Consider the following 9,364-nt stretch of genomic DNA (forward strand, 5'->3'; position numbering starts at 1 on the left):
CCGGGCTGCTCGCCGCGGCCACGACCCGGCCGACCGCCGGCTCCCCGGCCGCGCCCGCGCCCGGCCGACCGGCGCGACCCGACCCGACCGTGACCCCGCTTCCCACCCCGGCGCCCGCCCGCCCGGTCGCGATCCACGACGTCACCGCCCTGGGGCTCGGAGTGGTGACCGTCGATCCCCGGACCGGCCGGACGTACAACTACGTGCTCCTTCCGCGGAACAGCCCGATCCCCGCCAGCGGGTCGGCGGAGTTCATGACCACCGAATCCGGCCGGACGAGCCTGCAGATCGAGATCACCGAAGGCGACGACGACGATCTCGATTTCGTGACCGTGGTCGGCAGCGGGTCGATCACGCTCCCCGCCCGCGCCGACCGCACGCCCGTGGTGGTGACGATCTCCTTCAGCGCCGACGCGGTCGTCTTCGCCGAGGTCTTCGACGGGATGGGCGGGGGCAAGCTCGGCGACCTGCACATCGAGCGGCGGTCCAACCTCACCCGGGCCCAGATCGACCGGGCGGCCGGATTGCTGCGCCGGCGGGAGGTCAGCTGACATGACCGCACCCGAGGCCGGCGACTTCTACGAGTTGCTCGACCTGGACCCGGACGCCGACGAGGACGCGGTCCGGCAGGCGATCCTGGACCAGCGACGGACCTGGGTGCGCCGGCAGAACGCCCCGACGGTCGAGCGGCAGCGCCAGGCGGAGGACCGGGTTCGGCAGATCGCGGCCGCCGAGGAGACGCTGCTCGACAAGGACCGGCGTGCCGCCTACGACCGCACGCGCCGTACCCCGGCGCCCGGTCCGGCACGGGTCGTCCTGACCAAGCCCGCCGCGGCGACGCCGCCGCCGGCCGGGCCGTCCCCATCGACCCCGCCGGACGCGGCGGCGACGGTCCCGGGGCCGGCCCCCGCACCCGACCCGGCGCCGGCGCCGCGCATCGACTGGATGGCCAGGGGGACCGAGGCGCTGCGCCGGGGCGATCTGCGCGCGGCCCGGTACGCGGCGACCGAGGCGGCGGAACGGAATCCCGGCGACCCCGCGGCCTGGCTCCTCCGGGGCACCGTCAGCCGCACCGACAACCGCCTGGACGACGCGATCTACGAATTCGTGGAGGCCGGCCGGCTCGCTCCGTCCGCCTCCACCTACCTCTCGCTGGCCGAGGTCAACGAGGCGGCGGGCTATGTCGACCAGGCCCGAGCGGGCTACGAGTCGGCGGTCCGGCTCGATCCGGCGGCCGCCGGTCCGACCATCGCACTGGCCAACTTCTGGGTGCGTCGCGCCGAGCCGCAGACCGCGGTCGACGTGCTCACTCCCGCTCTCGCGCGCCACCCGGCCGATCCGGCCGTAGCCAACGCGCTCGGTTTCGCCCTGCTCTACCGCGTGGACTCGTACCTGACGATGCTGCACGACGGGAGTCACGTCTTCACCAGCCCGGCGCAGATCCACCAGGCCCGGACCGACCTGCACTACGCGCTGAGCCTGCCGCTCACCGACGCCGATCTGACCGAACGTCTCGGCGTCCGGGTCGACCAGGCCGGGCTGGCCGACCGGAAGGCCTGGTCGTTCCCCGCCGGAGTCGGCTGTTCGGGGGTGGGGCTGCGCATCCTCGGGTGGCTGGGCCTGATCCTGCTGGCCCTGGTGGCCATTCCGGGCCTTTTCCGCAACTCGGCCGGGCTCGGCGGTCTGGTGTTGATCGCCGCCGTCGCGCTGATCGTCTGGGGTTTCGTCCGGGTCTACCGGCGGCCGCGCTGGTCCGCGAACCGGAACGTGTACCGCTACCAGGTCGCCCGCTGGGGCATCTGAGCGCCGTCAGTTCCGGGCCCGCCACCCGGCCGCCTCCGCCTCGGCGACCGAACAGAACCAGCGTTCCCCCCGGGACTCGTCGATCCGGGTGCGGTCGTAGTCGGCGCTGCCCGGCAGGTGGTAGATCCGGCCGTTGTCGCTGATGTTGCCCTTGATGTCGCAGCCGTTCGGGCCGGTCTCCCGGGTGCCGCCCGACCCGCTCGCCCCGCCCGCCCCGCTCGACCCGCCGGATCCGCCGGCCCCGGTCGTCGCGGGAGACGGCGCCGGATCGGTGGGGGATTGCGGCGCCGGGTTGCCGTTGCAGGTGGCGGGGTCGTGCAGGCCCCGGCCGGCGGCCGCGGCCGCCGCGTCGGCGGCCCGGTAGTCGGCCTGCCGGGCGTACGGGCCGTCGTAGGTCCGCTCGTCCGCGTCGCCGTCCTCGACCAACCGCCGGCCCACGTCGGTGCCGTCGGCCAGCACGACGTACCGCAGCAGCCGGCCGTACCGGTCCCGGTCGCTCTGGCCGGGGTCGGCGACCAGCGTCACGGTGGCCCCGTCCAGCAGCCCGGCCGCGGCCCGGGTCGCCTCGCTCCCCCAGCACTGGTCGGTCTCGGGCGCGTTGATGCCGAGCAGTCGGACCGTCTCGTCCCGGCCGTCGACCAGCACGTGCACGGTGTCGCCGTCGACCACCCGAAGGACGGCATGGGTGGGGTCGCCGGACGCGGCGGGCCGCAGCAGCGGCAGCACCAGCACCGTGGCCGTCCCGGCCACCAGCACCACGCTCACGGCGACCACGGCGCCGATCGTCCGCCGCCGGCGCGCCGGCCTCGTCCCCACTGTTCGCTCCCCCGCGTCCGCGATCGCCCCACCGCGCGACGGGCCCCGCGGCCCCGTCCCGGTCGGGCCGGTGACCCGCCCCGTGATGCTAGGGGTGTCCGCCGACGACCGCCGACGACCGACGCGAAAGAGGCCGCGGGATGCGTCCCGCGGCCTCTTTCGGGGGTGTCGCCGGTCGGGCTTCGAGCCGGCGGGTCGGTCGGCGGAGCGTCAGGCCGGCACTCGCATGCTCTGGTCCTCCGCCTCGGCGGCGGCCCGCTCGACCGGGCCGAAGGTCTCCCGGGTGAGCAGGGTGGCGATCAGGCCGATCAGCCCGTAGAAGCCGAACAGGGCGGCGGCGCCGATCCAGCCCCAGGCCGAGTACAGCAGGGTCACCACGAACGGGGTGAAGCCGGAGACGACGGCGGAGAACTGGTAGGCCATCGACGCCCCCGACGAGCGGGTGTTGGCGTTGAACAGTTCCGGGAACCAGGAGCCCTGGGCGCCGGCCAGGCTGTTCTGGCAGACCGCGTAGGCCAGCACCACGGCGATCACGATGAGCACCGCGACACCCGTGTTGACCAGCAGGAACATCGGGATCGCGAACAGCACCATGAAGATCGTGCCGAACAGGTAGATCGGGCGCCGGCCGAAGCGGTCGGTCGCCTTGCCCCAGTTGTAGGTGGCGAAGATGCCGATCGCCGACGCGATGCAGATCGCGGTCAGGGTCAGGGTGTTGTCGGCGAGCTTCTCGGACTTGAGGTACGAGAGCATGAACGTGATGGCCACCGCGTACCCGGCGGTCTCGGCCACCCGCAGGCCGATGCCGCGCAGGATGTTGCGCCAGTCCTCCTTGAGCACCTTGGCGATCGGGTTCTTGACGATCTCGCCGCGCGCCTTGACCTCTTCGAAGACCGGGGACTCGGGAACCTTGGACCGGATGACCAGGCCGACGATGACCAGGATGATCGAGAGCAGGAACGGGACCCGCCAGGCCCAGGTGCCGGGCAGATGGACCGAGACCAGGAACACCAGGTTGGCCAGCAGCAGACCGACGGGGAAGCCGGCCTGGACGATGCCGGTGTACTTGCCCTTGCGCCGCCACGGCGCGTGCTCGTAGGTCATCAGGATCGCGCCGCCCCATTCGGCACCGTAGGCCAGGCCCTGGATGACGCGGACGGTGACCAGCAGGATGCCGGCCCAGATGCCGACGGAGGCATAGGTGGGCAGCAGCCCGATGCAGAAGGTGGCCAGGCCCATCAGGATCAGGCTGCCGACGAGAACCGGCTTGCGGCCGACCTTGTCGCCGAGGTAGCCGCCGATGACGCCGCCGAGCGGGCGGACGGCGAAGCCGACCCCCAGGGTGGCGAAGGACAGCAGCGTGCCGGTGAGCGGATCACCGGAGGGGAAGAAGTCGGTGCTGAAGTACAACGCCGCCGCGGTGCCGTAGCCGATGAAGTCGTACGCCTCGATCGTGGCGCCGATCCCCGAGCTGATGGCGACCTTGCGCGTGCTGGTGGTCCCGTGGGCGTTGCCCTCCAGGGAGTGCGAGTGGGACTGGGGCGAACTCACCGTCGAGGCTCCAATCTCGGTCCCCTGGGGACCGGGTCTGCGTTGACCGAAGGCCATCCCGGCCTCGTTACTGTTGACTGTCAACAGTGATGGGAGAACTATGGCCGCCTCTCGCTCGACTGTCAACAGTCAACAGGAAATTGGTCGCACTCTCCGCCGACGGCGTTCAGCATGCATCCGCTCGACGGTTGGCGTACAAGTACGGAGCGAGGGCCGACCGGGTCGTTCGGCCGGCGGGGATGGGCGAGCGGACGGGCCTCGGCGGCCGGACACCCCGCGCACGAACGGACAGGGCGCCGGCGCCGCGCGGGCCGGCCCGCGGCTCAGGCGCCGGCGGCGTCGCGGTGGTGGCTGAGCAGGTTGGCCGCCGCCTCCCGCATGTGGTCGTCGACGGCGGCCCGGGCACGGTCGGGATCACCGGTGGCGATCGCGTCGATCACCTGCTGGTGGCGCGGGACGGACATGTTGGCCACCGCCCGATCGGCGCCGGCGAACATGATCGACATCCGGATCGAGCCGGATAGCGCCTCCCAGGTCCGGACGAGGGTGGCGTTGCCGGTGAGTTCGCACAGGCGCAGATGGAACCGCATGTCGACCTCGACCATGTGGTTGATCGAGCCGCTGGCCGCCTCGAGCGCGTCGAGCGCCGACTGCAGCCGGGGCACGAGGGTGTCCCGGTCGGGACGGGTGGCCACGACGGCGGCCGCCAGGCCTTCGAGGGCGGAGCGCACGGCGAACATGTCCAGGATCTCGCCGTCGGAGAGCGTCCGGACGGTCAGGCGTCCGCGGTCGCCGGCCTCGACCAGTCCCTCCTGCTGCAGCTGACGCAGGGCCTCCCGCAGGGTTCCGCGCGAAATGCCAAGGGCGGCAGACAATTCCGTCTCGACCAGGCGGGCTCCGGGTGGCAGTTCGCCTGAGGTGACCGCGTTGCGCAGCTGGTCGAGGGCCTGCTCGCGCAGGCTCGTCCTCGACAGGCCACCCAGGCTCGTCCCCGACTCCACGCCGCCCAGGCTCATCGGCACCCCCTCATCGGAGTGCATCATAACCGGGCAACCGCTATCCGTTGACAGTCGACAGCTTGCCGGACGGCCCGCCGGCGCTCGCGACACCCGAGGGCCGCACCAGCGCGGCGGCCGCCTGGGCCACCTGCTCCTGCGCCACCTGCCGGGCGCGGTGCGGATCCCCGGCCGCGACGGCGACCAGCACCCGGCGCCGCCGCTCGGGCGCCAGGGCCGCCCGGGCGTCCGCCGGGTCGGCCCGGGCCACGGCGCGGGTGATCAGTCCGACGAGCGTCTCCCACGCGCGCAGCAACGTGGTCGCGTCGGCCAGCCCGCACAACTCCCGCCCGAACGCCAGGTCGGCGACCAGCAGATCCGGGATGTCCGCACCCGCTCCGACCTCCCCCTGCAGCCGGACCCGCAGCGAAGTCACGGCGCCGGCCCGGTCGGGACGGCCCGCGAGCATCGCGGCGGCCAGACCCTCCAGCGCGCCCCGGACCGCGAACATCCGCTCCAGGTCGACGGCACCCGCATCGCGGACGACCAGCCGGCCGCGCGGACCGGCCTCCACCAGGCCCTCGAACTCCAACTGGCGCACGGCCTCCCGCAGGGTCCCCCGGGAGATGCCGAGCCGCACCGACAGGTCGGTCAGCACCAGGGGCGCCCCGGCGTCGAGCTCACCCCCGGCCAGGGCCTGTCGCAGCCGGTCGACCGCACGGTCCCGCAGGCTCGTGCGGTCCAGCTCCACCAGCCCGGCCACGGAACCGTCCCGCGGCCCGTCCGGCACCGAATCTCTCACGAGTTTGAAGTTATCAGTTGACTGTTAACAGTCAACATGCCACGATCGTTGCACTGGCCACCGCAGCCCGGTCCTTCCACCGGACGCCTGGCCGTCACCGACCACACCCGACCGCCGGCCGGCGGCCGCGTTCCGCAGGAGGACATCGCCATGAGCACGCAGCGCACCGCCGTCATCACCGGGGTGGGGGCCGAGCGCGGCATCGGCCGCGCCACCGCCCACCGTTTCGCCCGCGACGGCTGGGCGATCGCCGGCCTGGACCTGGACGGCGAGGCGGCCGAGAAGCTGGCCGTCGAACTGACCGAGCGCTACGGCGTGCCCGCGTTCGGCGCCGCCGTCGACGTCGCCGCCGAGGAATCGGTGCTCGCCGTCCGGGACGCCGTCCACGCGACCGGGCTGCCGACCGTCGGCGCCGTGCTGAACATCGCCGGCATCACCTCACCGGTGCCCTTCCTGGAGACCACCGTCGACCTGTGGAACCGCATCTTCGCGGTCAACGTGACCGGCACCTACCTGGTCACCAAGGCCTTCCTGCCGGAGATGATCGAGGGCGGCTACGGCCGGGTCCTGAACATGTCGTCGGTCTCGGCCCAGCAGGGCGGCGGGGTCTTCGGCAGGACGCCGTACTCCTCGGCCAAGGCCGCGGTGCTCGGCTTCACCAAGTCGCTGGCCCGGGAGCTCGGCCCGACCGGGATCACCGTCAACGCCCTGACGCCGGGCGCGGTCGACACCGACATCCGCGTGCACGGCACCACGCCGGAGATCGAGGACGCCATCGTCCGGTCGATCCCGCTGGGCCGGCAGGCCTCGGTGGACGACGTCACCGCACTCTTCGCGTTCCTGGCGTCCGAGGAGGCCGGCTACCTGACCGGCACCACCCAGAACGTCAACGGCGGCTCGTACTTCTCCTGACGTCCCGGCCGGCCCCGCCCGGCCCGACCCGTCCCGCCCGTGTCCGGCTCCCCGATCGATCCCCCGCTCCTCGAAGAAAGTGAGATGCAATGACGCAGACAGTTGACCGGTCGACCCGGGTGGCCGATCTGGCCGCCGCGGCCGACCGGATCCGCCACCACATCCTGGACATGGGGGAGGTGCAGGGCCAGGGGTACGTCGGTCAGGGCCTCGGCTTCGCCGACGTGCTCGCCGTGATCTACAAGGACCTGGCGAACATCCGCCCCGAGGATCCGGAATGGTTCGACCGCGACCGCGTGCTGCTGTCCATGGGCCACTACGCCATCGCCGAGTACGCCGCCCTGGCCGAGGCCGGCGTCATCGGGGTCGAGGAGTTGGAGACCTACGGCTCGGACGATTCGCGTCTGCCGATGTCCGGCATGAGCACCTACACCCCCGGCATGGAGATCTCCGGCGGGTCGCTGGGGCACGGACTCGGCGTGGCCGTCGGCATGGCCCTGGGCCTGCGGTTCCAGGGCAACGCCGCGCGGGTCGTCAACATGATGAGCGACGGCGAACTCGACGAGGGCTCGACGTGGGAGGCCGCGATGGCCGCCGCGCACCACGGTCTGGGCAACCTGCTGTGCGTGGTCGACATCAACCAGTTGCAGGCCGACGGCCCGACCGCCGGGGTCCTGCGGACCGAGCCGCTGGTCGACAAGTGGCAGGCCTTCGGGTGGCGGGTCGTCCGCGTCGACGGCAACGACATCAGCGCCCTGCTGAGCGCGTTCGACTCCGTACCGGCCGGCGACACGCCCGCCGTCGTGCTGTGCGACACCCGCATCGGGCGCGGCGTGCCCTTCCTGGAGACCCGCGAGAAGGCGCACTTCATCCGCATCGACGAGCACGAATGGGACCTCGCCCGCCAGGCGCTGCGCGCCGCCAACCCCGCCGGGAGCAACTGACCATGACCACCAACACCCCGACCGACGCGGCCGTCACCCAGGCCGCCGCGGCCGCCGACGCCGAGGTCAAGCCGGCCAAGAAGGCCCGCGTCAAGACCTCCGCGATGATCGCCAGCATCGCCGAACCCGGCCAGCGCACCGCCCCGGCCCCGCTCGGGCACGCTCTGGTCAAGGTCGCCGAGCAGAACCCGAAGATCGTCGGGCTGTCCGCCGACCTGGCCAAGTACACCGACATGCACATCTTCCGGGACCGGTTCCCCGAGCGGTTCTTCCAGGTCGGCATGGCCGAGCAGGTGCTGCTCGGGGCCGCCGCCGGCCTGGCCGAGACCGGCCTGGTCCCGTTCGTCTCGACCTACTCGGTGTTCGCGGCCCGGCGGGCGTACGACTTCCTGTGCCTGGACATCGCCGAGCCGAACCTCAACGTCAACGTCGTCGGCGGCCTGCCCGGCCTGACCACCGGCTACGGGCCCAGCCACCAGGCGACCGAGGACATCGCGATCTTCCGGGGCATGCCGAACCTGACCATCGTCGACCCGTGCGACTCGGTGGACATCGAGCAGGCCGTGCCGCAGCTCGCCGCCGCGCCGGGCCCCTCCTACCTGCGGCTGCTGCGCGGGAACGTGCCGACCGTGCTCGACGAGTACGACTACACCTTCCAGCTGGGCAAGGCCGCGGTCCTGCGCGGCGGCGCGGACGTCGTGCTGATCTCCAGCGGCCTGATGACCATGCGGGCCCTGCAGGCCGCGAAAGCCCTGGAGGCGCACAAGGTCGACGTCGCCGTCGTGCACACCCCCACGATCAAGCCGTTCGACGCCGAGACGGTCCTGCGGGAGCTGAACACCGACCGGCTGGCGCTGACCCTGGAGAACCACACCATCCGGGGCGGCCTGTTCGAGACGGTGGCGTCCGCCGCGGTCCTGGGCGGCGTGCACAAGCAGATCCGGCCGATCGCACTGCCGGACGCGTTCCTGGACGCCGGCGCGCTGCCGACCCTGCACCGGCGGTACGGGCTGGACGTGGACAGCATCGTCGCGACGGTTCTCGACGGCCTGGCCTGAGCGACGGGTCACCGTGCTCCGGCCCGGGTCTGAACCGGGCCGGAGCACGGCCGCGCCGCGCCGGTCGACGCCCGGGAGGCGACGACATGACCACCATCGAGTACCGACCGCCCCGGCCGGTGGCGCCCGCCTGGGACTGGCAGCTGCTCGCCGCCTGCCGTGGGCAGGACGTCGAGCTGTTCTACCACCCGGCCGGCGAGCGGCGGCGGCTCAAGGCCCGGCGGATCGACCGGGCCAAGCAGATCTGCCGGTCGTGCCCGGTGATCGCGGACTGCGCCGCCTGGGCCCTGCGCACGCGCGAGCCCTACGGGATCTGGGGCGGGCTGTCCGAGGACGAACGCGCCGCCCGGCTCGGGGTCCGCACCCTGCGTTACCCCGCGGCCGCCCCGGTCCCCGGAGGCTGAAGGACCGTCCGCCGGGTGCGGGCCGTGCCCCGGGCCGGGCCCCGCGGCCGGCCCCCCGGCGGCGGGCGCCGCGAATCAC

Annotated in this window: 10 protein-coding genes; 6 read left to right on the plus strand and 4 right to left on the minus strand. The window is 72.9% G+C overall.

What is annotated here, in order from left to right; genetic code table 11:
• Nucleotides 1–551, plus strand: a 551-nt coding sequence (locus ACOJUF_RS01355; protein WP_420120069.1) for an Hsp70 family protein, incomplete at its 5' end; no start/stop codon positions are given.
• Nucleotide 552: 1 nt separating this feature from the next.
• Nucleotides 553–1,803 carry a hypothetical protein gene (locus ACOJUF_RS01360; protein WP_420120070.1) on the plus strand — a complete coding sequence of 417 codons (1,251 nt, stop codon included), beginning with the start codon at nucleotides 553–555 and terminating at the stop codon, nucleotides 1,801–1,803.
• Between the two features lie 6 nt (nucleotides 1,804–1,809).
• On the opposite strand, the gene ACOJUF_RS01365 is transcribed toward ACOJUF_RS01360, so the two are convergent.
• The 4 genes from ACOJUF_RS01365 to ACOJUF_RS01380 all read right to left on the minus strand — a co-directional run bounded on the left by ACOJUF_RS01365 (nucleotide 1,810) and on the right by ACOJUF_RS01380 (nucleotide 5,967).
• A complete protein-coding gene (locus tag ACOJUF_RS01365) occupies nucleotides 1,810–2,577 on the minus strand; it encodes a thermonuclease family protein (RefSeq protein WP_420120071.1) in 768 nt (255 codons plus the stop codon).
• A 252-nt stretch (nucleotides 2,578–2,829) separates the two neighbouring features.
• Nucleotides 2,830–4,170 (minus strand): MFS transporter, encoded by a 1,341-nt coding sequence (locus ACOJUF_RS01370; RefSeq protein WP_420120072.1) that lies wholly within the window; start codon nucleotides 4,168–4,170, stop codon nucleotides 2,830–2,832.
• A 323-nt stretch (nucleotides 4,171–4,493) separates the two neighbouring features.
• On the minus strand, nucleotides 4,494–5,186 hold the full coding sequence (locus ACOJUF_RS01375) for a GntR family transcriptional regulator (RefSeq protein ID WP_420120077.1): 693 nt from the start codon (nucleotides 5,184–5,186) through the stop codon (nucleotides 4,494–4,496).
• Nucleotides 5,187–5,226: 40 nt separating this feature from the next.
• Nucleotides 5,227–5,967, minus strand: a complete 741-nt coding sequence (locus ACOJUF_RS01380; protein ID WP_420120073.1) for a GntR family transcriptional regulator — start codon at nucleotides 5,965–5,967, stop codon at nucleotides 5,227–5,229.
• A 150-nt stretch (nucleotides 5,968–6,117) separates the two neighbouring features.
• Between ACOJUF_RS01380 and ACOJUF_RS01385 the strand changes: the two genes are divergently transcribed.
• From ACOJUF_RS01385 to ACOJUF_RS01400, 4 genes are all read left to right on the plus strand, one after another.
• Complete coding sequence (locus tag ACOJUF_RS01385) at nucleotides 6,118–6,879, plus strand: SDR family NAD(P)-dependent oxidoreductase (RefSeq protein ID WP_420120074.1); 762 nt, start codon at nucleotides 6,118–6,120, stop codon at nucleotides 6,877–6,879.
• Nucleotides 6,880–6,968: 89 nt separating this feature from the next.
• The gene (locus ACOJUF_RS01390) at nucleotides 6,969–7,823 is read left to right on the plus strand and encodes a transketolase (RefSeq protein ID WP_420120075.1); all 855 of its coding nucleotides are present in this window, start codon (nucleotides 6,969–6,971) and stop codon (nucleotides 7,821–7,823) included.
• A gap of 104 nt (nucleotides 7,824–7,927) precedes the next feature.
• Complete coding sequence (locus ACOJUF_RS01395; protein ID WP_420120078.1) at nucleotides 7,928–8,881, plus strand: transketolase family protein; 954 nt, start codon at nucleotides 7,928–7,930, stop codon at nucleotides 8,879–8,881.
• 86 nt (nucleotides 8,882–8,967) lie between these two features.
• Complete coding sequence (locus tag ACOJUF_RS01400; RefSeq protein ID WP_420120076.1) at nucleotides 8,968–9,285, plus strand: WhiB family transcriptional regulator; 318 nt, start codon at nucleotides 8,968–8,970, stop codon at nucleotides 9,283–9,285.
• Nucleotides 9,286–9,364 lie beyond the last annotated feature (79 nt).

Origin of the sequence: Nakamurella sp. (assembly GCF_048594475.1) — a bacterium.
Taxonomy (GTDB): domain Bacteria; phylum Actinomycetota; class Actinomycetes; order Mycobacteriales; family Nakamurellaceae; genus Nakamurella.

What these genes read in the sequence shown, in the direction of transcription:
- ACOJUF_RS01360 (WP_420120070.1), top strand. Translation starts at nt 553, where the DNA reads ATGACCGCACCCGAGGCCGGCGACTTCTACGAGTTGCTCGACCTGGAC.
- ACOJUF_RS01375 (WP_420120077.1), bottom strand. Translation starts at nt 5,186, where the DNA reads ATGAGCCTGGGCGGCGTGGAGTCGGGGACGAGCCTGGGTGGCCTGTCG.
- ACOJUF_RS01385 (WP_420120074.1), top strand. Translation starts at nt 6,118, where the DNA reads ATGAGCACGCAGCGCACCGCCGTCATCACCGGGGTGGGGGCCGAGCGC.
- ACOJUF_RS01390 (WP_420120075.1), top strand. Translation starts at nt 6,969, where the DNA reads ATGACGCAGACAGTTGACCGGTCGACCCGGGTGGCCGATCTGGCCGCC.
- ACOJUF_RS01395 (WP_420120078.1), top strand. Translation starts at nt 7,928, where the DNA reads ATGATCGCCAGCATCGCCGAACCCGGCCAGCGCACCGCCCCGGCCCCG.
- ACOJUF_RS01400 (WP_420120076.1), top strand. Translation starts at nt 8,968, where the DNA reads ATGACCACCATCGAGTACCGACCGCCCCGGCCGGTGGCGCCCGCCTGG.